This window comes from Sphingomonas sp. RS2018, assembly GCF_054489605.1.
Genome location: NZ_JBTMWL010000001.1, coordinates 320,845 through 344,244, shown reverse-complemented (window position 1 = coordinate 344,244; position 23,400 = coordinate 320,845). Strand labels below are relative to the sequence as shown.

General features: G+C 70.2%; 18 protein-coding genes and 2 pseudogenes. 9 read left to right on the top strand and 11 right to left on the bottom strand.

What is annotated here, in order from left to right; all coding sequences use genetic code 11:
* The 3 genes from ACX40P_RS01785 to ACX40P_RS01775 are packed head-to-tail and all read right to left on the bottom strand — an operon-like array spanning window position 1 to window position 3,734.
* Entirely contained in the window at window positions 1–1,755 is a 1,755-nt protein-coding gene (locus ACX40P_RS01785; RefSeq protein WP_459124578.1) for a heparinase II/III family protein, read from the bottom strand.
* Window positions 1,752–2,408, bottom strand: a complete 657-nt coding sequence (gene rpe, locus ACX40P_RS01780; protein ID WP_459124577.1) for a ribulose-phosphate 3-epimerase — start codon at window positions 2,406–2,408, stop codon at window positions 1,752–1,754. Before rpe ends, ACX40P_RS01785 begins: the two co-directional genes overlap by 4 nt.
* Before the next feature lie 39 nt (window positions 2,409–2,447).
* A complete protein-coding gene (locus ACX40P_RS01775) occupies window positions 2,448–3,734 on the bottom strand; it encodes an RsmB/NOP family class I SAM-dependent RNA methyltransferase (protein ID WP_459125207.1) in 1,287 nt (428 codons plus the stop codon).
* Window positions 3,735–3,785: 51 nt separating this feature from the next.
* Between ACX40P_RS01775 and ACX40P_RS01770 the strand changes: the two genes are divergently transcribed.
* From ACX40P_RS01770 to wecB, 3 genes and pseudogenes are all read left to right on the top strand, one after another.
* The gene (locus tag ACX40P_RS01770) at window positions 3,786–3,947 is read left to right on the top strand and encodes a DUF1674 domain-containing protein (RefSeq protein ID WP_459124576.1); all 162 of its coding nucleotides are present in this window, start codon (window positions 3,786–3,788) and stop codon (window positions 3,945–3,947) included.
* Window positions 3,948–4,477: 530 nt separating this feature from the next.
* Complete coding sequence (locus tag ACX40P_RS01765; RefSeq protein ID WP_459124575.1) at window positions 4,478–6,328, top strand: AsmA family protein; 1,851 nt, start codon at window positions 4,478–4,480, stop codon at window positions 6,326–6,328.
* 85 nt (window positions 6,329–6,413) lie between these two features.
* Window positions 6,414–7,502: pseudogene (gene wecB, locus ACX40P_RS01760) on the top strand (non-hydrolyzing UDP-N-acetylglucosamine 2-epimerase); the annotation flags it as partial.
* Between the two features lie 29 nt (window positions 7,503–7,531).
* Here the strand turns inward: wecB and pabB are convergent.
* From pabB to ACX40P_RS01735, 5 genes and pseudogenes are all read right to left on the bottom strand, one after another.
* Window positions 7,532–8,665, bottom strand: coding sequence for an aminodeoxychorismate synthase component I (gene pabB, locus ACX40P_RS01755; protein ID WP_459124574.1), 1,134 nt, complete (start codon window positions 8,663–8,665; stop codon window positions 7,532–7,534).
* 43 nt (window positions 8,666–8,708) lie between these two features.
* Window positions 8,709–9,455 carry an SDR family NAD(P)-dependent oxidoreductase gene (locus tag ACX40P_RS01750; RefSeq protein WP_459124573.1) on the bottom strand — a complete coding sequence of 249 codons (747 nt, stop codon included), beginning with the start codon at window positions 9,453–9,455 and terminating at the stop codon, window positions 8,709–8,711.
* A complete protein-coding gene (locus tag ACX40P_RS01745) occupies window positions 9,452–10,573 on the bottom strand; it encodes a fumarylacetoacetate hydrolase family protein (protein ID WP_459124572.1) in 1,122 nt (373 codons plus the stop codon). Before ACX40P_RS01745 ends, ACX40P_RS01750 begins: the two co-directional genes overlap by 4 nt.
* Window positions 10,574–10,599: 26 nt before the next feature.
* Window positions 10,600–12,180 (bottom strand): aldehyde dehydrogenase (NADP(+)), encoded by a 1,581-nt coding sequence (locus ACX40P_RS01740; protein WP_459124571.1) that lies wholly within the window; start codon window positions 12,178–12,180, stop codon window positions 10,600–10,602.
* A gap of 64 nt (window positions 12,181–12,244) precedes the next feature.
* Window positions 12,245–12,976: pseudogene (locus ACX40P_RS01735) on the bottom strand (N-acetylmuramoyl-L-alanine amidase family protein); the annotation flags it as partial.
* Window positions 12,977–13,504: 528 nt separating this feature from the next.
* On the opposite strand from ACX40P_RS01735, the gene ACX40P_RS01730 reads away from it, so the two are divergent.
* The 5 genes from ACX40P_RS01730 to ACX40P_RS01710 all read left to right on the top strand — a co-directional run bounded on the left by ACX40P_RS01730 (window position 13,505) and on the right by ACX40P_RS01710 (window position 20,255).
* Complete coding sequence (locus ACX40P_RS01730) at window positions 13,505–16,180, top strand: Rne/Rng family ribonuclease (RefSeq protein ID WP_459124570.1); 2,676 nt, start codon at window positions 13,505–13,507, stop codon at window positions 16,178–16,180.
* A 191-nt stretch (window positions 16,181–16,371) separates the two neighbouring features.
* Window positions 16,372–17,748 (top strand): M48 family metalloprotease, encoded by a 1,377-nt coding sequence (locus ACX40P_RS01725; RefSeq protein ID WP_459124569.1) that lies wholly within the window; start codon window positions 16,372–16,374, stop codon window positions 17,746–17,748.
* Window positions 17,745–18,458: a DsbA family protein gene (locus tag ACX40P_RS01720; protein ID WP_459124568.1), complete on the top strand. Its 714-nt coding sequence runs from the start codon at window positions 17,745–17,747 to the stop codon at window positions 18,456–18,458. The genes ACX40P_RS01725 and ACX40P_RS01720 overlap by 4 nt, the downstream gene beginning before the upstream one ends.
* A gap of 97 nt (window positions 18,459–18,555) precedes the next feature.
* Window positions 18,556–19,488, top strand: a complete 933-nt coding sequence (locus tag ACX40P_RS01715) for an ABC transporter ATP-binding protein (RefSeq protein WP_459124567.1) — start codon at window positions 18,556–18,558, stop codon at window positions 19,486–19,488.
* A gap of 5 nt (window positions 19,489–19,493) precedes the next feature.
* Window positions 19,494–20,255: an ABC transporter permease gene (locus tag ACX40P_RS01710; RefSeq protein ID WP_459125206.1), complete on the top strand. Its 762-nt coding sequence runs from the start codon at window positions 19,494–19,496 to the stop codon at window positions 20,253–20,255.
* A gap of 141 nt (window positions 20,256–20,396) precedes the next feature.
* Here the strand turns inward: ACX40P_RS01710 and glpX are convergent, their stop codons facing one another.
* A complete protein-coding gene (gene glpX, locus ACX40P_RS01705) occupies window positions 20,397–21,365 on the bottom strand; it encodes a class II fructose-bisphosphatase (protein WP_459124566.1) in 969 nt (322 codons plus the stop codon).
* 101 nt (window positions 21,366–21,466) lie between these two features.
* Here glpX and ACX40P_RS01700 point away from each other — a divergent pair, with 101 nt between their 5' ends.
* On the top strand, window positions 21,467–21,799 hold the full coding sequence (locus tag ACX40P_RS01700) for a hypothetical protein (protein WP_459124565.1): 333 nt from the start codon (window positions 21,467–21,469) through the stop codon (window positions 21,797–21,799).
* 10 nt (window positions 21,800–21,809) lie between these two features.
* Here the strand turns inward: ACX40P_RS01700 and ACX40P_RS01695 are convergent, their stop codons facing one another.
* The gene (locus ACX40P_RS01695) at window positions 21,810–22,208 is read right to left on the bottom strand and encodes a VOC family protein (protein WP_459124564.1); all 399 of its coding nucleotides are present in this window, start codon (window positions 22,206–22,208) and stop codon (window positions 21,810–21,812) included.
* A 4-nt stretch (window positions 22,209–22,212) separates the two neighbouring features.
* Entirely contained in the window at window positions 22,213–23,397 is a 1,185-nt protein-coding gene (gene rlmN / locus ACX40P_RS01690; RefSeq protein WP_459124563.1) for a 23S rRNA (adenine(2503)-C(2))-methyltransferase RlmN, read from the bottom strand.
* Window positions 23,398–23,400 lie beyond the last annotated feature (3 nt).

The window sequence follows — 23,400 nt, the reverse complement described above, 5'->3', positions numbered from 1 at the left end:
TTATCGCGAGCGGTGGAACCACCAGCTGACACTCGTACCCCCGGCCACGGCCTCGCCGGTGACCACGATCTGTTCGGTCGGATGCAGGCGGCCGTCGCCGTCGATCCAGATGCTTTCCTCGATCGTCACGGCGGCGCCCTTGCAGCGGAACTGCCACAGGATGTTGCCGGGCAGGCGCAGCACGGCGCCCTGCCCATCGGCGGTCCCCGCCGCCTCGACCGTGGGGGCGAGGTGGAATCGGATCGCGAAGCCGCGCGGGCGCGTGCCGCCCCGGCCGCGTGTCGAGGACGGCACCAGCGAATCCTCGCCTCGCAGGTCGCGCCCGTCGCCGCCCAGCGCCAGCGTGCGACGATGCAGCAGCCCCATGCGCCGCACATAGCCGTCGTGGCTCGCCTCGATCCGGCTAACGGTGTCGCTCTCGCTCCGCGCCAGCTCGACCTCGCCCACGCCCTTGCCGAGCGTCCCGTCGCTGTTGAGCGCGGTGGAATTCGCATCAGCCAGCGTCAGCGTCGAATGCGCCGCGGTGGTGCGCAGCGCCGCGGTCAGGGTTGCCGGCAGCGTTGCATTGGCCGCCCCCGCCCCGCCGCAGTTGACGACGATGCGGTTCGCCCCGTCCGACAGCTCGAACGCGAGCGTCGAGGCGCAGCCCGCCTCCACCGCACGCCCGACCGGCGGCGGTGCGGCGTCCATCACCACCAGCGTGCCGAGCGCGGTCATGCGCTGGTAGCCCCAGTCGCGCGCCTGCTTGAGTGGGCGGGTGCGCACGCCGCTGGCGGCGATCACCACGTCGAGCCGCTCGCCCGCCACCGGCCCGCCGCCCTGCCAGCTGCCGAGCCCCCGATCGCCGTGGACGATGCCGAGCAGCGGCGGCACCGCGCGGGTGATCGCGCTGTCGATCATTTCGGGCACGTCCAGCCGCCGCGCGGCATAGACCGCGCGCAGCGATACCAGCAGCATCAGCGCATCGAGCTGCCCTGCGCCCGACCGTCCAACGACGCCGCCATCGACGCCGAGCGACGCGACCAGCGCGCGCTTCAGCCCCGCCTCCCCGAACGCGCGCCGCACGTCGCCGCCGGGCAGGATCAGCCCGGCGGCGATCACCCCGCTCCACGCCGCGATCCGCGCCGGACCGGCGGGCGCACGGTCGGCGGTGCGCTCCAGATGCCGGCTCCCCCGCGCCAGCGCGTTCAGCAGCGCGGAGCGATAGACGAGATCGGTCGACGACAGGATCAGCGGTGCGTGCGCGACCCAGGCGAGGATGCGCCGGCCCCACAGGTCGGGACGCCACGCCGGATCGGCGACCGCATCGGCATGCGCTGCCAGCCAGCGCCGGGTCAGCGCCTCGGCGACCGGCGCGGCATCGGCCCGCGTCGCGACGGTCGACAGGTCGCGCAGCCAGCCGAAGCCGTGGACGTGGTCGAGGAACGGCCGGCTCCACCCGATGCCGCGCAGATCGACGGTGTCGGCGGGATGCCGCTCGCCGCGGAAGACGAGGCTCCCCTCCATCAGCGCCCGTCCGCGCGCGATGTCGCCGGCGAAGGGATCGTCGGCCACGGTGATGAGCTTCAGCGGATGCCGCCCGCCCAGCCGCAACCCGTGGAACGGCGTCCGCCACGCCAGCAGGTGCAGCCGTTCGGTCAGCCGTTCGGCGAGCGATCGCCCGCCGTCCGCATCGACGCGGATCAGGCGCCTGCCCGTCTCGATGCCGTCCGCCTCCGGCAGGGGGGCGTCATCGATGGGGCGGGCGTCGCTCATTCGCCGCGCAGCGCCCGGATGTTGTCGGCGTAGCGCTCCGGCCCGCCGCGGAAGGTCGCGGTGCCGGCCACCAGCACGTTGGCGCCCGCATCGATGCACGCCCGCGCGGTGGCGACGTCGATGCCGCCGTCGACCTGCAGGTCGATTGCGCGCGCGCTCGATTCGATCATCTTGCGAATCGCGGCGATCTTCTTCAGCTGGCTGTCGATGAAGCTCTGCCCGCCGAAGCCGGGGTTCACGCTCATCACGAGCACGAGGTCGACCATGTCGATCAGGTAATCGAGCATCTTCGCAGGCGTCGCCGGGTTCAGCACGACGCCCGCGCGCAGGCCCATCGCCTTGATCCGCTGCACCGTGCGATGCGCATGCGGCCCCGCCTCGGGATGGATGGTGATGATGTCGGCCCCGGCCTCGGCAAAGGCATCGAGGAAGTTGTCGACCGGCGAGATCATCAGGTGGACATCGAACGGCTTGGTCGTATGCGGGCGCAGCGCCTTCACCACCGCCGGGCCGATCGTGATGTTGGGCACGAAATGCCCGTCCATCACGTCGACGTGGATCCAGTCCGCCCCCGCCGCGTCGATCGCGCGCACCTCCTCGCCCAGACGCGCGAAGTCGGCGGAGAGGATCGAGGGTGCGATGCGGACGGACATAGGCGCGCGCCTTACGGGCGTGCGGGCGCGGCGGCAAGATCAGGCGGCGCGCATCATCCGGGCGACGAAGAATCCATCGAGGCCGCCGTCATCCGCCAGCATGCCCGGCAGCATCCGCACCCAGCCGCGCGGGTGGGCGACGACGTCAGGCGGCAGCGCGTCAACATCGGCCGGCCGAAGCGCGTAATCGGGCCGGGCGGCGAGGAACGCCTCGACCTGCGCCTCTCCCTCCACCGGTTCCAGCGAGCAGGTGGCGAACACCAGCACGCCGCCCGGCCGCACCCAGTCGGCGGCGCGCGCGAGGATGTTCGCCTGCACCTCCGCCATCTCGGCGACCACGCGCGGCGTCGCGCGGTGGAGCACATCCGGGTGACGGCGGAAGATGCCGGTCGCGCTGCACGGCGCGTCGATCAGCACCGCGTCGAACGGCGCGTCGGGCGTCCATTCGAGCGCATTGGCCGCCACGACCTCGGCAGCAAGGCCGGTGCGTTCGAGGTTCTCGCCAAGCCGCACCAGCCGGCTCGCCGACAGGTCGAGCGCGGTCACCGCCCAGCCCGCGGCGGCGAGCTGCAGCGTCTTGCCCCCCGGCGCCGCGCACACGTCGAGCGCACGGCCCGCGCCCGCGCCGATCAGCCGCGCGGGCACGGTGGCGGCGATGTCCTGCACCCACCAGCCGCCGCCCGCGAACCCCTCCGCCGCGCGCACGTCGGTGCCGGCGGGCAGGCGGACGTGGCGCGGCAGCAGCGCGGTGCCGGGCGGATGGTCGACGCCGTCGGATGCCAGCGACAGGTCGAGCGGCGGCGGCGCGGCGATCCCGACGCGCGCACCCTCGACGACCGCATCGCCCCACGCCGCGCGCCAGCGGGTGGCGACTTCGGCGGGCAGGGTCGGCAGGGGGGGCAGCCTGGCTTCGCCGCGCATCAGCGTGCCGAACACGCCGTGGACCAGCTTGCGCGGGCCGCCATCGACCAGCGGCAGCACGGTCGAGATCGCGGCATGCGGCGGCGTGTTCAGCACCAGCGCCTGCGTCAGCGCGATGCGCAAGGCCGCGCGCGCTTTCGAATCGTCGGGCAGCGGCTCGCGCGTCGCGGAGTCGATCAGCGCATCGAGATCGGGCAGCCAGCGCAGCACGCCCGCCGCCAGCGCATGCGCCAGCGCGCGGTCCGACGGATGGTCCAGCCCCTGCGCCGCATTGTGCAGCCCCGCCTCCAGCGCCTGCCCGCGCCGCAGCACCGCATCGAGCAGTCGGAGCGCGGCACGGCGTGCGGGAACGCCGGGCGGATCGTCGCGCGATGGACGATAGGGGGACTTGCGGGGGGCCTGCATCGCGCCGATGTGGCGGTTAACGCCCGCACGATCAATCATGGAACGCATCCGATGGGCCAGCGCCCCCCTCACGTAGAACCACCCGCCGACCTGCCGCCCAGTCCGCCGGTGCCCGACCCCGAGCCGTTGGTCCGGCCGCAGGACGACCCGCTGCGCCTCGATCCGACCCGCTACGGCGACTGGGAACGCAACGGAATCGCGGTGGATTTCTAGCGCTGATCGACTTTTGGTTCGGACGGCGTCTAACCACCTCTGTTCGCCTCGAGTAGCCATCGAGCTCGTCGAAATGGCGTATCGAAAGGTCGGTAACATCCGAGAGCATCCCTCATTACGGCCTCTCGACAAGCTCGATCCCTACTCCAGACGAACGGTGGGCGGCTCAATATCGATACGCCCTGGGCCTTGACGCCAAACGGCATTTCACCGGCGCAGGATGGCCGCGCCAAACCGCTGTCCTACATCGCGACGATCTGCTTCATCCTGCCGGATGCGCCAGCCTGACTCTCCATCGTCGTCCGTTCCCGCCGCAAAAGCCACAAAAGCGACGACGGGGGACGAATGCAGCGTGTTTCGGTTGCTTTTGACGCCGGGTTCCGGAGGGCGGCGCCACATTAGCAGTCACCACGCACGGGTTCCGGGTCCTCCACGCAGCGCACGATGACGACCGAAGCTTTGTCGCACAGCACGCCTCACGCCTCAGGTTCCCATCAGGAACCAAAACGCATCCGGAACGTCCCGGCATCATGACCTGCCTTCGCGCGCGGTGGCTCCGCTTCGTCCTGCTCGCGATCCTCGCGCTCGCCCTTCTGGCCGTCGTCGCGGTCGCCGCGTTTCCCATCGGCCCGTTCCGCCGCATCGCCGAGGAACGGCTGTCGGCGCGCTTCGGTCAGCAGGTGACGATCGGCGCGCTGGAGCGGGAGGAAATCTTCTCGTTCAACCCGACCATCGTCGTGCGCGACGTCCGCGTGCCGCAGGTCGACTGGGCGGGCGGCGGCGATCTCGCCCGCATCGCCGAATTGCGCACGCGCATCCGCGCGCTGCCGCTGCTGCTCGGCACGTTCAGCCCGTCGACGATCACGGTGCGCGGCGCGCGGCTCGACCTCGTCCGCGCGGCGGACGGGCGTAAGAACTGGCAGAAGGCGGATACGCAGAACACCGCCGGTGGCGACGCGCCGCAGCTCGACAATCTGGCGATCGAGGATGCCGTGGTGCGCTATCGCGACGCCAAGCGCGACCGCGCCTTCACCGTGCGGCTGACCGCGGATCCCGCCAATGGCCTGCGCCTTGCCGGCACCGGCACCGTCCGCGACGCACCCGTCACCGTGCGCGCCTCCGGTCCGTCGATCGGCCGCACGGGACAGCCGTGGCCGTTCGAGGCGGTGATCGATGGCGCGGCGCTGGCACTGCGCGCCAAGGGCACGATGGATACCCCGCTCGACACCGATCACATGACGCTGTCTGTGACCGCGCGCGCCGACGATCTGAAGCTGATCGATTCGATCATCGAGGCTGGGCTCTTCGGTACGCAGCCCGTGCGCCTGTCCGCCAACGTGCGCCATGACGATACCGCGTGGAAAATCGCGAACATGAAGGCGACGATCGGCGGATCCGACTTCACCGGCCGGCTCGACGTGACGAAGGCGGACGGGCGGACCATGCTCGACGGTGTGATCCATGCGGGGCGGCTCGACTTCGACGACCTCGCCGACGATGCCGGCCTCGCGAAGGCGCGTGCGACGACGGCGGCGATCGGCCCGCGCGTCGTCCCGAATACGCGCGTCAACATCCGCAAGATCACCAAGACCGACGGCAAGATCGCGTTTCGCGTCGATCGCATCGTCAGCCGCGGGCAGCCAACCTCGCTCAGCAACCTCACCGGTACGCTTTTGCTCGACCGCCAGCTGCTGACGATCGATCCGCTGCGCGTGTCTCTGCCGCGCGGCACGGTGACAGGGCGCGTCGTCATCGATCAGCGCGGCGGCAAGGCGAAGCCCGCGGTCACGCTGGCGCTCGACCTGACCGGCGGCAGCATCGCGGCGCTGGCGGGCGGTCCGGTGAGCGGGCGGCTCGACGGGCGCGTGCGCCTGACCGGCACCGGCAGCACGCTGCGAGAGGTCGTCGCCGCGTCGGACGGCGGCATCGGCGTGGTCGCGCGCGACGGCGCCCTGCCCGCGAAGCTGGCGGCGATGCTGGGCTTCGATGCCGGACGCGCGCTGACCACCGACGACGACGCCCGCGCGACGTTGCGCTGTGCGGTCGCGCGGCTGGTGGTCCAGAACGGGCAAGGTCGCTTCGCGCCGCTGATCGTCGACACCAGCGCCAGCCAGACGCGCGGCACCGGCGGCGTCGCCTTCCCTGCCGAGACGCTGCGCGCGACGCTGACCGGTGCGCCGAAACGGGACGCGCTGCTCAGGATACCGGGGTCGGTCTATGCCTCGGGCACGCTCAGCGATCCGCAGGTGACCGTGCCGCGCGAGGTCAAATCGGTGGGTAACATATTGAAGGGGCTGGGCCGGGCGATCACCGGCAAGCAGGGTCCGGCCGCGACCGACGCGAACTGCGCCGCGCTCAGCCGGCAGGCGATCGGCCGCTGATCGCACGCCGGCAAGACCGGTTGCGACCCGACCCCGCCTTGGCGATACATCGACCGGGGGATTCTAAGGGGGAGCAGGCGCGCCGATGCGGGTGTTGTCGGTGTTCGGCACGCGGCCGGAAGCGATCAAGATGGCGCCCGTCGTCACTGCGCTGGCGGCGACGGCGGGGATCGACGCGCATGTCTGCGTCACCGCGCAGCACCGCGGCATGCTCGATTCCGTCCTATCGCTGTTCGGCATCTCGCCGGATTTCGATCTCGACCTGATGGCGGCGGGACAGGATCTGACCGACATCACCGCGGGCGCACTGACCGGCCTGCGCCCGATACTGGCGGCGGCGCGGCCCGATCTGGTACTCGTCCACGGCGACACGACGACGACGCTCGCCGCGACGCTGGCGGCTTATTACGCGCAAGTGCCGGTCGGCCATGTCGAGGCGGGGCTGCGCACCGGCGACCTGTCCTCGCCCTGGCCGGAGGAAGCCAACCGCCGCGTCGCCGGCACGATTGCACGGCTGCATTTCGCGCCGACCGAGCGAGCGCGAGCGAACCTGCTGGCGGAGAACGTGCCCGCGGATGCGATCCACATCACCGGCAACACCGTCATCGATGCGCTGCACCGCGCGGTCGCGATCGTCGACGGTTCGCCATCGCTCGCCGCGGAACTGGCGGCACGCCTGCCGTTCGGGACCGACCGGCGCATGATCCTCGTCACCGGCCACCGGCGTGAGAGCTTCGGCGCCGGCTTCGCCCGCATCTGCGCCGCGCTGGCCGACCTCGCTGCGCGCGACGATGTCGAGATCGTCTATCCGGTTCACCTCAACCCGAACGTGCAGGGACCGGTGCGGACGATGCTCGGGCACCTCCCCAACGTCCACCTGCTGCCGCCGCAGGACTATCTGTCGTTCGTCCATCTGATGCGCCGCGCGCATGTGATCCTGACCGATTCGGGTGGGGTGCAGGAAGAGGCGCCGTCGCTCGGCACGCCGGTGCTGGTAATGCGCGACTCGACCGAACGGCCGGAGGCGGTGGCGGCGGGAACGGTGCGACTTGTCGGCACGGATCGGAACGCGATCGTCGCGGGCGTCGTCGCGCTGCTCGACGATCGCGCCGCCCATGATGCGATGCGCGTCGCACATAATCCCTATGGCGACGGACGGGCGGCGGCGCGGATCATCGAGCATGTCGTCGCCTTCGGGTGCGATCAGGCGAGGAAGCGCGCCTTGGTCAGACACTCGTCCCATTCGTCCGCCGCGACGCTGTCGGCGACGATGGCCGACCCCAGCCCGAGCGTCGCGACCGCAGCCCCGGCGGGCAGGTGCAGCGTGCGAATGGCGACGTTGAACGACGCATCGCCATCGGGCGCGATCCAGCCGATCGAGCCGCAATAGACGCCGCGCGGGGTCGGCTCGACCGCCGCGATGACCTCCATCGCGCGCAGCTTGGGCGCGCCGGTGATGGACCCGCACGGAAAGGTCGCGGCGAGCACGTCGATCGCGTCGCGATCGGGTAGCAGGTCGGCGGTGATCGTCGAGGTCATCTGGTGGACGCTCGGATAGGTCTCGATCGCAAACAGCGCCGGCACCGCGACGCTGCCCGCGCGCGCCACGCGCGACAGGTCGTTGCGCAGCAGGTCGACGATCATCAGATTTTCGGCACGCTGCTTTGGGTCGATCCCCAGCATGTCGGCGGCGCTGGCGTCGTGCATCGGATCGGCATGGCGCGGCGCGGTCCCCTTCATCGGACGCGCGGTTATGCGGCCGGCGCGCAGATCGAAACACAATTCGGGCGACAGCGACAGGATCGCGTCCGCGCCGGTATCGACGAAGGCGCAGTGACCGGCCCGCGCGCGGTCGCGCAGCACGCCATAGGCCGCGGCCGGCGCGCCGGTCAGCGCGACATCGGCGCGGATGGTGAGATTGGCCTGATAGATATCGCCGCCTTCGATCCAGTCGTGGATGCGCGCGAAGGCGGCGGCGTGGTCGGCTTCGCCCACGCGCGGTCGCGCCCCGCCGATGGCGACACCGTCGGCGGGAGGCAGCCAGTCCCGCACCTTCGCATGGTCGAGCAGGCGCGGCGCGTCGTACACGCCGAACCACAGCAACGGCTGCGACTGCGCCGGCATCGGCAACGCGCGCGGTTGCATCGCGACGCCCGCTTCGTAGGTCAGATAGCCGGCGACGTGCTGCCCCTGCGCCAGCGCGGCGCGCAACGCGACGAGGGCCGGCGCGACCTCTGCTGCGCCATCCGCCCGGATCACGCGCTGCGGCGCCGAGTAGAGCCGCGCGGGCGCATCGGCACGCATGTCGATCAGCACGGTTCCCGCGAGGTCGTCCATGCGCCCGCCTATCAGGCGTCAGCCGCCCATGCGAGGGCGCCGATCAGCGCCAGCCGGCGTCGACGAAATAGTCGTGGCCCGTGCACATCCGCGCATCGTCGGAGGCGAGGAACAGCGCCATCGCCGCGATATCGGCAGGCTGGATGCGGCCGTCGAGGCACTGGGCTGCGACGATCTCCGCCTCGCCTTCGGGCGTGTACCATTTCTCCTGCCGCGGCGTCTGGACGTTGCCGGGCACGATCGTCGTCACGCGGATGTTGTCGCGCCCGAGATCGCGGGCGAGGCCGCGGGTCAGCCCCTCGATCGCCGCCTTGGCGGTCTGGTAGAGGACGAGGTCGGGCAGGCCGAGGTGCCAGCTGATCGACCCCAGATTGACGATCGCGCCGCCGCCGGCTTGACGCATCGCCGGCACGACCGCCTGCGCGGCGAAGAACAGGTGGCGCAGGTTTGTCGCCATCCGCTCGTCCCAATAATCGGGCGTGACCGCGTCGATGGTGTGGCGATCGTCGTTGGCGGCGTTGTTGACCAGCACGTCGATGCCGCCGCCGAGCGCATCCGCAATCTCGGCGATCGCCGTGTCCAGCGCGCCGAGGTCGCGCAGGTCGCAGGCGCGGAACACCGCGCCGTCGAGCGTCGTCGCGAGCGCCGCACCGGCGTCCGCCGCCAGATCGACGAAGCCGACGCGCGCGCCCTGCGCCGCGAACGCCTTGACGATGCCCTCGCCGATCCCGCTCGCGCCGCCGGTGACGAGCACGCTCTTGCCGCGGAGCGAGGGATAGACCGCGCTCATCGCGTGCCGCCCAGCAGGCCGCGCGATGCGAGGTTCGCCATCAGCGCGCCGATCCCCTCGCGCCACGGCGGCGCGTCCTTCGACGTCACCACGCGGTTCGACAAGGCGCCCAGCCGCGCGCTGGCGATCGTCACGCGGTCGCCGACCTTGTGGGTGAAACCGCGTCCCGCCTCGTCGCGGTCCTGCACCGGCGCGAACAGTGTGCCGAGGAACAGCACGAACCCGTCGGGATAGTCGTGCTCGCTCAGCGTCTGGCGCACCAAGTCGAGCGGGTCGCGGCTGATCTCCGCCATGTTGCTGGCGCCGTCGAGGACGTAACCGTCCGCGCCCTCGATCCGCAGCGACACTTCCGCCGACCGTACGTCGTCGATCGTGAAGCCCGCATCGAACAGCCGCACCAGCGGCCCCAGCGCGCATGAGGCGTTGTTGTCCTTCGCCTTGCCCAGCAGCAGCGCCGATCGCCCCTCGAAATCGCGCAGGTTGACGTCGTTGCCCAGCATCGCGCCGATCGCCTGACCAGCGGCGTTCACCAGCAGCGCGATCTCCGGCTCCGGGTTGTTCCAGGTGGAATCGGAGCGAATGCCGATGTCGGCGCCCGCACCCACGCTCGCCAGCACCGGCGCCTTGGTGAACACCTCCGCATCCGGGCCGATCGCGACCTCAAGATACTGCGACCACATGCCGTCCTCGATCAGCGCCACCTTCAGCGCCGCCGCCTCGGCCGATCCGGGCACGACCGAGCGGATCGACCCGCCGATGCGCCCTTCCAGCCGCTGCCGGATCGCCGCCGCCGCCGACCAGTCGCCGCGCGCGCGCTCCTCGATCACCCGCTCCAGCGCCGACACGGCGAAGGTGACGCCGCACGCCTTGATGCATTGCAGGTCGACCGGACACAGCAGCTCGACCGGCGTGCTCTCGACCGGGCCGATCGGGGTGCCGCCGCTGCCGGAGACATCACCGCGCTCGACCAGCGCCGCCACTGTCGGGGCGACGCGGCTCATGTCGATGATCGTGCCGTCGACGATCAGGATCGGGCTCGGCCCGTCGGGCGTCGCGATCCGGCCGAGGAAGCGCCCCGCGCGCCAATCCGCGGGCAATCCCGCCGACACTGTCATCATCCCGCCATCCTCTCCACTGCCCGCGCTCAGCGCGGCGACGCCTCGCGCTTGCCGTCGACGCGGCGCGCGATGCCCCATGGATTGGCATCGGACAGCGGCGGCGGCAACAGCGACGCCGGCATGTTCTGGAAGCTGACCGGCCGCAGGAAGCGCTCGATCGCGGCGGTGCCGACCGAGGTCGTGCGCCCGTCGCTGGTCGCCGGGAACGGCCCGCCATGAACCATCGCGGGCGCGACCTCCACGCCGGTCGGCCAGCCGTTGACCAGCACGCGCCCGACGCGCTGCGCCAGCGCGGCGACGACGCGCGCGGCATCGCCCTCATCGGCCGCATCGAGCTGGATGGTGCCGGTCAGCTGGCCTTCGAGGCCGGCGATGACCTGCACCAGCTCGTCGAGATCGGCACAGGCGATGATGACCGAAGACGATCCGAACACCTCATGTCCCAGCGCCGGATCGGCGAGGAAGCTCTGCGCATCGGTGCGGAACAGCGCGCCGACCGCCTGGTTGACGCCCTCGCCCGTCTTGCCGCGCGCGACCGTCTCGACGGCGGCATGGCCGGCGAGCGCGTCGACGCCCTTTTCGAAGCTGGCGTGGATGCCCGGCGTCAGCATGGTCGCGGGCGCGCTGTCGGTCAGCGTGGTCGCCGCCGCCGCGACGAACGCGTCGAGATCGGGACCGGCGATCGCGAGGACGAGGCCCGGATTGGTGCAGAACTGGCCCGCGCCCATCGTCAGCGACTGGACGTACGCCGGGCCGAGCGCGGCACCGCGCGCGGCGAGCGCCGCGGGCATCAGCACGACCGGGTTGATGCTCGACATCTCGGCATAGACCGGGATCGGCTCGTCCCGCTCCGCCGCGATCTTCATCAGCGCCAAGCCACCACCGCGCGATCCGGTGAAGCCGACCGCCTTGATCCGCGGATCGGCGACCAGCGCCCCGCCCAAGTCGATCGTCTCGCCGGGCAGATAGCTGAACACGCCGGCCGGCAGCCCGGCCTTCGCCACCGCATCGCGGATCGCGCGGGCGACCAGTTCGCCGGTGCCCGGATGCGCGGGATGCCCCTTCACGACCACCGGGCAGCCGGCGGCGAGCGCCGAGGCGGTGTCGCCACCCGCGACCGAGAAGGCGAGCGGGAAGTTCGACGCGCCGAACACCGCCACGGGGCCGAGCGGCAGATTGACGCGGCGCAGGTCGGGACGCGGCAGCGGCGCGCGGTCGGGCAGCGCCGGATCGATCGTCGCGTCGAGATAGTCGCCGCGGCGCACGACGCCCGCGAACAGCCGCAGCTGGCCGGTGGTGCGCCCGCGCTCCCCGTCCAGCCGCGCGCGCGGCAGGCCGGATTCGGCCATCGCGCGGACGATCAGTTCGTCGCCGATCGCCTCGATCGCGGTCGCGATGCCTTCGAGGAAGGTCGCGCGCGCCTCAAGGTCGGTGGCGGCATAGGTCGCGGCGGCTTCGGCGGCGAGCGCGCAGGCATCGGCCACGGCGTCGGCGCCCGCGGACGAGAAATCGCCGTCCAGCGTCTGTCCGGTGGCGGGATCGACCGCGGTAAAGCGGGCCTCCGCCTGGCGCTCGGTCTCGCCGATCAGCATGGCTCCGTCGATCATGATATGCTCCGTGGGATTATGTCGGACATCATTTAGGGGGTGGGATGGGTTGGGGCAACCGCCGCTACCGCAGCGACCGCCCCGCCAGCCGGGTCGCGAAATGCACCTCCACCGCGCGGCGCACGCTCTGCGCGATCCGCTGCTGCCCCGCCGCCGACGCCAGGAACGCCGCGTCGCGCGGATTGGAGATATAGCCGGTCTCGAACAGGATCGAGGGCATGTCCGGCGCCTTCAGCACCAGCAGCGACGCCATCCGGTGGAACGCGGGCCGCGTCGGTATCAGCGTCCGCGCCTCGCGCCCCAGCAGCCGGGCGAAACCGGCCGAGGTGTTCATCGTCTCGCGCTGCGTCAGGTCGATCAGGATCGATGACAGGCCGGCATCGTCGCCGCCGAAGGTCACGCCCGCGACGGCGTCGGCCCGGTTCTCGCGCGCCGCCAGCCGGGCCGCCTCCTTGTCGGAGGCGACCTCCGACAGCGTATAGGCGGTGGCGCCCGACACATCGCCCCCGGTGACGCTGTCGCAGTGGATCGAGAGGAACAGCTGCGCCCCCAGCCGCCGCGCGATGCCGGAGCGGTCGCGCAGCATCAGGAAGCGATCGTCGTCGCGGGTCAGCGCGACGCGGACCCGGCCCGATGCCAGCAGCGCCGCGCGGATCTCGCGCGCGATCGCCAGCGTCACCGTCTTTTCCTGCAAGCGCCCGTCCGCCGATCGCGCGCCGGGATCGTGGCCGCCATGCCCGGCATCAATGACGACCAGCGGGCGCCCCGCCGGCCCGTCGATGCGCGGCAGCGGGGTCGCGGCGTGGCCCGGCAGGGCGACCACCAGCGCGACGATCAGGGCGACGAGACCATGCACGCCCCCGCTATGCCGCGCGCCCGCCCGCCCGGTCCAGCGACAAGTGCGTCACCTCGCGCCGCGTCGCTGGCGTCATGCCGCCATGACGGGCCGCTCGCCCCCGCGGAGCGTGCGGTTGCCGCATTGTCCGCGTGATGCTAATCGGGGCAAGTCGGCAGGGGGTTCGCCATATATAGCAGGCCCGTGCCGTCGACACTCGTTCGCCGCGGCCGTTCGGCCGCGTGCGCCTAACCAGGTTGATGCTGAACATGAGGCCTATCCCGCTCCGCCTCCACACACCCGCCCCAGGCGGTCGTGCGGGCGAGCGGTACGCACCGGACCAAGTCTCCGTGCGGGCCATGCCAGCAGACGCACTTCGTACATCCATCGTCATCGCCGCGACCGCCCGCACGCCGGGCGCGATTCGGCCGACATCACCGCGCGCGCCAGGCCCCACGGGCCGGCCGGCGCGCGCCCGGAGACCATCACATGACCACGCGTATGCTGATCGACGCACGCCACCGGGAGGAAACCCGGGTCGCCGTCGTCAAAGGGAATCGAATCGAGGAATTTGATTTCGAGAGTGCCGAGCGCAAGCAGCTCAAGGGGAATATCTATCTCGCCAAGGTGACGCGGGTCGAACCGTCGCTGCAGGCGGCGTTCATCGACTACGGCGGCAACCGCCACGGTTTCCTCGCCTTCTCGGAAATCCACCCCGACTATTACCAGATCCCCAAGGAGGATCGCGAGGCGCTGCTGCGCGAGGAGGCCGAGCACGCCGCCGAGGAAGCCGCGCTGCGTGCCGAGCAGGACGGCGACGACGACGATCATGACGACGACGCCGAGAGCGACGATCATCATGACGACGACCGCCACGATGACGAGGACGCGCGTGACGACGAGGAAGTCAGCGAGGGCGAGGATACGCGCCCGCGCCGCAAGGGCCGTCGCGGCGGTGGTCACGACGATGCCGCGGTCGAGGATCTGCGCGAGCGTCGCCTGAACCTGCGTCGCCGCTACAAGATCCAGGACGTCATCCGCCGCCGCCAGGTGCTGCTGGTGCAGGTCGTGAAGGAGGAGCGCGGCAACAAGGGTGCGGCGCTGACCACCTATCTGTCGCTCGCCGGCCGCTACTGCGTGCTGATGCCCAACACCGCGCACGGCGGCGGCATCTCGCGCAAGATCAGCAACGCGGGCGACCGCAAGCGGCTGAAGTCGATCATGGCCGAGCTGACGCTGCCGCAGTCGATGGGCTGCATCGTCCGCACCGCCGGGCTGCAGCGCACGAAGGTCGAGATCAAGCGCGACTTCGATTATCTCGCGCGCCTGTGGGACGGCATCCGCGAAGAGACGCTGAAGTCGGCCGCGCCCGCGCTCGTCTATGGCGACAGCGACCTGATGAAGCGCGCAATCCGCGACATCTACAACAAGGAGATCGACGAGGTCATCGTCGAGGGCGACGAGGGCTATCGTCAGGCCCGCGATTACATGAAGCTGCTGATGCCGAGCCACGCCAAGCGCGTGAAGCATTACAGCGACCCCGTGCCGCTGTTCCAGCGCGCGCATGTCGAGGACCAGCTGTCGGCGATGTACCATCCCGTCGTCCAGCTGAAGTCGGGCGGCTATCTGGTCATCAACCCGACCGAGGCGCTGGTGTCGATCGACATCAACTCCGGCCGGTCGACGCGCGAGCACTCGATCGAACAGACCGCGACCGCGACCAACCTCGAAGCGACGCAGGAGATCGCCCGCCAGTTGCGCCTGCGCGACATGGCCGGCCTCGTCGTCATCGACTTCATCGACATGGATCACGGATCGAACGTCCGTAAGGTCGAGAAGGCGATGAAGGAGGCGTTGAAGGACGATCGCGCCCGCATCCAGGTCGGCCGCATTTCGTCGTTCGGCCTGATGGAGATGAGCCGCCAGCGCCTGCGCACCGGTGTGCTCGAAGCGTCGACCCGCGCCTGCCCGCATTGCGAGGGCACGGGCCTGGTCCGCACCGCATCGTCGGCAGGCCTCAGCGCGCTGCGCCTGATCGAGGACGAGGCCGCGCGCGGTCGCGGTGCCAACATCACGCTGCGCGCCAGCCAGGAAGCCGCCTTCTACCTGCTCAACAACAAGCGCGCCGAACTGGCCGAGATCGAGGATCGCTATGGCGTCCGCGTCGAGGTGCAGGCTGATGGCGAGATCGAGGGCGCGCGCATGGCGGTCGAGGCCAGCGGCCCGCCGCCGGCGCATCCGCCGCGCTTCGACGCGCCGATCCAGGATCTCGACGACGATCTGGTCGAGGACGAAGAGGACGAGATCGAGGAGGTCGAGGCCGAGGAGGATGAGGTCCGCGAGGAGCGTCCGCGCCGCGAACGCTCGCGCGACGAGGGTGAGGGCGAAGGCGGTCGTGGCCGTCGTCGTCGCCGCCGCGGTCGCCGCGGTCGGGGCCGTGACGAGGGTGAAGCCGAGGGTAACGCCGCCGCCGAAACACCGGCCGAAGACGAGGATGGCGACGCCGCTGAGTCGGTCGAAGTGCCGGAGACTTCGGTCGAAGCCGCACCGCGCGACGAGGACGGCGCACCGCGTCGTCGCCGCCGTCGTGGTCGTCGCGGCGGTCGCCGTGAGGGCGGCGCCGATACCGCACGCGAGACGTCGGATGAGGGCGTGAGCGAGGACGAGGCCTCGGTCGAGGTGGCGGACGAGCCTGCTCCCGAGCCGGTCGCCGTGGAACCGGCGGTGGAAACGCCGAAGCCGCGTCGCTCGCGTCGCAAGGCGCCGGTCGCCGAGACGGTCGTGGACGCTGCACCGGAGCCGATCATTGAGGCGGCACCCGAGGTCGAGGACGAAGCGCCCGCGAAGAAGCCGCGCCGCTCACGCCGCAAGGCAACCGAATCGGTCGCCGATGCACCGGTCGAAGCCGAAGCGGTGGCGCCCGCGCCTGCTGCGGACGCAGAGGCCGAAGCAGAGGCGGCCCCGAAGCCGCGTCGTCGCACGACGCGCAAGAAGGCCGATCCGGTCGCTCCCGTCACGGCGGATGCAGCCGCAACGACGGAGGATGAAGCCCCCGTCGTCGACGGTGCCGCGGATGGCGCGGCGCCGATCGACTCCGCCGGGGAAGAGCCCGACGACGGCTCGGCCCCGCGCCGTGGCTGGTGGCAGCGCACGTTCGGGGCATAAGGGCGAAGGGGGGGAGGCAGGCCACCTCCCCCCACCGTTCATCCTGAGCTCGTCGATGGACCGTTATTTGGGCCGCGAACGAGGCGGTCGCCGATTGTAGAACGGTGCTTCGCCAGGCTCAGCACGACCGGAAATGGGTAGAATCCCGTCACTTCATGCGCGGTTCAGCCCAGCGCTCTAGAGGACGAACGATGGCCGAACGCCGCAAGATGAAGTGGGGACAGCGGGCGCTCGCGACGCTGGCCGCCGCGGCGATGCTGGCGGTACAGCCCGCCGCCGCCCAGTCGATCCTGCGGGACGCCGAGACCGAGTCGCTGCTGGCCGACATGTCGCGCGACATCGTGAAGGCAGCGGGGCTGTCGCCCGCCAACGTCCGCGTCGTCGTCATCAACGATCCCAGCATCAACGCCTTCGTCGCGGGCGGGCAGATCGTCTACATCCATTCCGGCCTGATCGATGCCGCCGACAATGCCAACGAAGTGCAGGGCGTCATCGCGCACGAGGTCGGGCACATCGCCAACGGCCATGTTCCGCTGCAGGATTCGGGCTACAAGGGCGCGATGGGCGTTTCGCTGCTCAGCCTGGTGCTCGGCGTCGCCGCGATGGCGGCCGGCGCGGGCGAGGCGGGGGCGGGTCTGATGGCGCTCGGCCAGCGCGCCGCGCTCGGCAAGCTGCTGGCCTTTACCCGTGTCCAGGAATCGAGCGCCGACGCCGCGGGCGCACGCTATCTGTCGACCGCGGGCATCACCGGGCGCGGCATGCTCAGCTTCTTCAAGAAGCTGCAGAATATGGAATATCGCTACGGCATTCCGCAGGATCAGGGCAGCTACGACCGCACCCATCCGCTGTCGAGCGAGCGTATGGCGATGCTCGATCAGGTCACGCGCGGCGTGCCGTCATTCGCCAAGCCCTCCGATCCGGGCATCGAGGCGCGTTTCCTGCGCGTGCAGGCAAAGCTGCGCGGCTACGTCAACGAACCGCGCCGCACGCTCGCCAAATATCCGACCGGCGACCAGTCGATCCCGGCGCATTACGCCCGCGCCTATGCCTATCACCTGTCGGGCTATCCCGATCAGGCGGCGACCGAAGCGAACGCGCTGGTCAAGGCGGCGCCGACCGACCCCTATTTCCTCGAGCTCCAGGGCCAGATCCTGATGGAGGGCGGCAACCCGAAGGCCGCGCTGGCGCCGCTGCGCGAGGCGGTGGCGGGCTCGCGCTCCTCGCCGCTGATCGCCACCACCTTCGGCCACGCGCTGCTCGCCACCGAAGACCCGACGCACCTGCCGGAGGCGGAGAAGGTGCTGCGGCTGGCCGTGCAGCGCGACGACGACAATCCGTGGGCGTGGACGCAGCTCGGCACGGTGTACGAACGCAAGGGCGACGAACCGCGCACCGCGCTCGCGACCGCCGAGCGCGCCAATCTGACCGGTGACAGCCGCACCGCGCTCGGCGCATCGCGCGCGGCGATGGCGGGCCTGCCGCAGGGAAGCTCGGACTGGATCCGCGCGCAGGACATCTTCCTCGTCTCGCAGGTCGAGATGGACAAGATGCGGGAGCGCCGTCGATGACGCTGCGCCCACTCGTTCTCGCGCTGCTGCTCTGCCTCGCCGGGGCGATCGGCGGCGGCGTCGTACTCGCCGCTCAGACGTTGCGCGGTGGCGGCGGGGCGAGCAACGTCCGCAGCTACCTGCTCGCGAACCCGGACGTCATTCCGGAAGCGATGCAGGTGCTGCAGGATCGCGAGACCGGCAAGCTGGTCGCCGCCAATCGCGCGGCGATCCTCGATCCCTTCCCCGGCGCGGTCGACGGCAATCCACAGGGCGACGTCACCATCGTTACCTACATGGACTATGCCTGCGGCTTCTGCCGCGCCAGCCTGCCCGACATCGCGCGGATCGTGGCGGAGGACGACAGGGTCCGCATCGTCTATCGCGAACTCCCGATCCTCAGCGCCGACAGCCGCTCCGCCGCCGAATGGGCGCTCGCCGCGGCGGAGCAGGGCAAGTACATGGCCTTCCACACCGCGCTTTACGCTGCCGGGCGCCCGAACCCCGCATCGATCGCGGCGGCGGCGGCGAAGGCCGGTCTTGACCTGCCCCGCGCCCGCGCGACGATCGCCTCCCCAGCGGTCGCCGCCGAGATCGAGAAGAACCTGCGCATGGCCGGCACGCTCGGCATGACCGGGACGCCGGCGTGGGTGATTGGTGATCGCATCCTGTCGGGCGCGGTCGGTCATGATGGGCTAGCCAAGGCGGTCGCGGCGGCGCGGGCGAAATAGCGCCGGTCCTCCCGCGCAGGCGGGAGCACGCATGAAGGCGTCGTGTCGCCTCTCCGAACCGTTTCCCCTTCGTCGCGCCCTCGCCTAAGGTGCCGCCATGTCCGACACGATACTCGCGCTATCCGGCGTCTCGAAAACCTACGCCTCCGGTCAGCGCGCGCTGGAAGCGGTCGATCTCGACATCCGTCGCGGCGAGATCTTCGCGCTGCTCGGCCCCAACGGCGCCGGCAAGACGACGCTCATCTCGATCGTCTGCGGCATCGTCACGCCCGGCAGCGGGACGATCATGGTCGGCGGCCACGACGCCATCCGCGATTATAAATCCGCGCGCGCGATCATCGGGCTGGTGCCGCAGGAGCTGTCGGTCGACATGTTCGAGACGGTGATGGCGACGGTGAAGTTCAGCCGCCGCCTGTTCGGAAAATCCGGCCACGACGCCTATCTCGAAGAACTGCTGCGCGACCTGTCGCTGTGGGAGAAGCGCGACACCAAGATCATGGAGTTGTCGGGCGGCATGAAGCGCCGCGTGCTGATCGCCAAGGCGCTCAGCCACGAACCCGACCTGCTGTTTCTCGACGAGCCCACCGCCGGCGTCGACGTGTCGCTGCGCCGCGACATGTGGAAGCTGATCGGTAGTCTGCGCGAGCGCGGCGTCACCATCATCCTGACGACGCACTATATCGAGGAGGCCGAGGAGATGGCCGACCGCGTCGGCGTCATCAACGGCGGCAAGCTGCTGCTGGTCGAGGACAAGGCCGCGCTGATGAAGAAGCTCGGCAAGCGTGAGATGGATCTGGCGTTGCAGGACCCGCTCGACACCATCCCGCCCGAGCTCGCCGAGTGGCACCTCAGTCTGGAGAACGAGGGGCATACGTTGCGCTACGTCTTCGACGCGCAGGCGGAGCGCACCGGCATCCCGTCGCTGCTGCGCAAGCTCGCCGACCTCGGCATCGGCTTCAAGGATCTGGAGACGTCGAAATCCAGCCTCGAAGACATCTTCGTCGACCTGACCAGGAAGGAGGCGGCGTGATGGCCATGAACACCCACGGCGTATGGGCGATCTATCGCTTCGAAATGGCGCGCGCGCTGCGGACGCTCTGGCAGAGCCTCGTCACGCCGGTCATCACCACCAGCCTGTACTTCATCGTCTTCGGCGGCGCGATCGGCAGCAGGATGCAGTCGGTCGACGGCGTCGGCTACGGCAGCTTCATCGTGCCCGGCCTCGTCATGCTGTCGCTGCTGACGCAGAGCATCGGCAACGCCTCCATCGGCATCTACTTCCCCAAATTCACCGGCACGATCTACGAACTCCTGTCCGCGCCCGTCTCGCCGTTCGAGATGGTGCTGGGCTATGTCGGCGCGGCGGCGACCAAGTCGGTCGTGCTCGGCCTCATCATCCTCGCCACCGCCGCCTGCTTCGTCGATCTGCGTATCGAGCATCCCGGCGCGATGATCGCGTTCCTGATCCTGACGTCGGTCGCGTTCAGCCTGTTCGGCTTCATCATCGGCGTGTGGGCGAAGGGGTTCGAGGCGCTGAACTTCGTCCCCGCGCTGCTCGTCACGCCGCTCACCTTCCTCGGCGGCGCCTTCTATTCGATCACGATGCTGCCCGAACCCTGGCGGACGGTCAGTCTGTTCAACCCGGTGGTCTATCTGGTCAGCGGATTCCGCTGGAGCTTCTTCGGCAAGGGCGACGTCAGCATCGCGTGGAGCCTGGGCTTCACCGCCGGATTCATGGCCTTGTGTCTCGCGGTGATCGTCTGGATTTTCCGCACGGGGTACAGATTGAAGAATTAGGGCATAGATCCTCCCCCGGCACGGGGAGGTGGCAGCGCATCGCGCTGACGGAGGGGGCGGGCCGCGAACGCTACGTGCGCGGATAGCCCCCTCCACCATGCTGCGCATGGTCCCCCTCCCCGCAAGCGGGGAGGATCTGGGTCAAATCCGATGCTCGCCCTTCACCCAGCGTACCGTGCCGCTGGAGGCGCGCATCACCACGCTTTCGGTGGTCAGCTTGCCGCCCTTGCGCTTGACGCCGGCCAGCAGCGACCCGTCGGTGACGCCGGTCGCTGCGAAGATGCAGTCGCCCTTCGCGAGATCGGTCAGGTCGTAGATACGATCGAGGTCGGTCACGCCCCACTTCGCCGCGCGCGAGCGCTCGGCATCGTTGCGGAACAGCAGCCGCCCCTTGAACTGTCCGCCGATGCAGCGCAGCGCCGCGCAGGCCAGCACGCCCTCCGGTGCGCCGCCCGACCCCATGTAGACGTCGACCGTCGTGTCGGGATCGGTCGTCGCGATGACGCCGGCCACGTCGCCGTCGCCGATCAGCATCACGCCGCACCCGATCGCGCGCAGCTCGGCGATCAGCGCCTCGTGGCGCGGGCGGTCGAGCACGCAGGCGATGATCTCGTGCGGCTCGACGCCCTTGGCGGCGGCGATCGCCTTCACATTCTCGGTCGGCGACTTCGCGAGGTCGATCGTGCCCTCAGGGTAGCCCGGCCCGATCGCGATCTTGTCCATATAGACGTCGGGCGCGTTCAGCAGCTGGCCTTCCTCGGCGATCGCCAGCACCGCGAGCGCGTTGGGCCCGGCCTTGGCGGTGATCGTCGTGCCCTCCAGCGGGTCGAGCGCGATGTCGATCTTCGGTCCCTTGCCGATCGCCGAGCCGACCTTTTCGCCGATATAGAGCATCGGCGCCTCGTCGCGTTCGCCCTCACCGATCACGACCGTGCCGTCCATGTACAGCTCGTTCAGCGCGGCGCGCATCGCCTCCACGGCGGCGGCGTCGGCTTCCTTCTCGTTGCCGCGCCCGACCAGCTTCGCCGCCGCGATGGCGGCCGCCTCGGTCACGCGCACCATCTCGAGCACCAGGACGCGGTCGAGTACCTTGCTGGCGGTTTCGGTCATCCCATTCCCCTACGTCACTATATTCGTGCGCCGCGCGATAGGGGGGGCGGTGCGCAATGTCGAGGCTTGCGAAGCGTCCGCGTCCGTATCATCGTGCGCGCATGCTGCCGATCCTGCTGCTCCTCGCCGCCCCGGACGATATCGCCGCGAAAGCCCGCGAGCTGACGCGGGCGGAACCACCGTGCCGGATCGACCGCGATTCAGCCGACATCACCGTCTGTGGCCGGCGCGAGGCGGATCGACGTTTCCGTGTCACTTTCGTCGAGACGAACCTGCGCGACGTGGTGCCGCGCGAACGCAGCGCGCTGCTGGAGGAAAAGCTGACCGACTGCGGCCGCATCGGCATGGTGCCGCGCGGCTGCGGCTTCGCCGGCGTGGCGATGACCAGCGGCGGGGGCAAGACGACGATCAAGCCGCGCAAGCTCGCCCCGTAGCGCAAGGGCGTTACGCCGCCTGGCTCAGCACGTCGTCGTCGGGATGCGGCCGGTCGTGCTCGACATATTCGACCAGCGCCCCGTCGGCGTGGCGGACCAGCATGTTGCGCCCGCTTGGCACGCGCTTGACCGGATCGACGATCGTCGCACCCGTCGCCGGCAAGGTGGCGGCATAGTCCGCGATTCCCTCCACCAGAAACGTCATGTCGGTCGCGCGAAACGGCGCCAGCGCGGCATCGCTCCCGCCGATCAGCAGCAGCTGGCCGACCTGCGCGAGCTTCAACCCCATCTCGGGATAATCGAAGCGCATCCGCGCCTCCTGCCCGAACATCCCCTGGTACTGCGCCACCGCGGCGTCGAGGTCGTCGAGCGGCAGCAGATGGCGTGTCAGCAGGTTCCGGATCCGCATCGCCCTATCCCAGCGCCGCCTGTTTCTCCGCCTCCAGCCGGTCCAGTTCGGCGCGGCTCTTCTTCTCGCTCGACGTCTTCAGCTGCCCGCACGCCGCATCGATGTCGCGACCGCGCGGGGTGCGCACCGGCGCGGAGATACCGGCGGCGAACACGATTTCCGAGAAGGCGCGCACCCGTTCGGGCGTCGATGTTTCATAGGGCGCGCCCGGCCACGGGTTGAACGGGATCAGATTGACCTTCGCGGGCAGCTTGTAGTGCTTCAGCAATCGCACCAGCTCGCGGGCATCGTCGTCGCTGTCGTTCTTGTCCTTCAGCATGACGTATTCGAAGGTGATGCGCCGCGCATTGTTCGCGCCCGGATAGTCGGCGCACGCCTGCAACAGCTCCTCGATGCCGTATTTGCGGTTCAGCGGCACGATCTCGTCGCGCACCTCCTTCGTCACCGCGTGCAATGAGACGGCGAGGTTCACGCCGATCTCCTCGCCCGCGCGCGCCATCATCGGCACGACGCCCGACGTGCTGAGCGTGATGCGCCGCTTGCTGAGCGCCAGGCCATCGCCGTCCATCACGATCGCCAGCGCATCGCGCACCGCATCGAAGTTATAGAGCGGCTCGCCCATCCCCATCATGACGATGTTGGTCAGCATCCGCCCTTCCGGGCTCGACGGCCATTCGCCCAGCGCATCGCGCGCCAGCATCACCTGCCCGACGATCTCCGCCGGCGTCAGGTTGCGCACCAGCCGCATCGTGCCGGTGTGGCAGAAGCGGCAGTTGAGCGTGCAGCCGACCTGGCTCGACACGCACAGCGTGCCGCGGTCGGCGTCGGGGATGAACACCGCCTCGTAATCCTGCCCGTCGTCCGACCGCAGCAGCCACTTGCGCGTGCCGTCCGACGACACCTGCGCCTGCACGACGCCCGGCCGCGAGATCGCGAAGCGCGCGGCCAGCCACGGCTGCATCACCTTCGATATGTCGGTCATCAGCGAAAAATCGGTGACGCCGCGATTGTACATCCAGTGCCACAGCTGCTTGGCGCGCAGCTTCGCCTGCTTGGGCTCCAGCTGCGCGGTCTCCAGCGCCATGCGCAGGTCGTGCTTCGACAGGCCGAGCAGGTCGATACGCCCGTCGCTGCGCGGCGTGAAGCTGCGGGGGACAGGCACGGGGTCGATGTGCCCGGGGATGGGCATGGG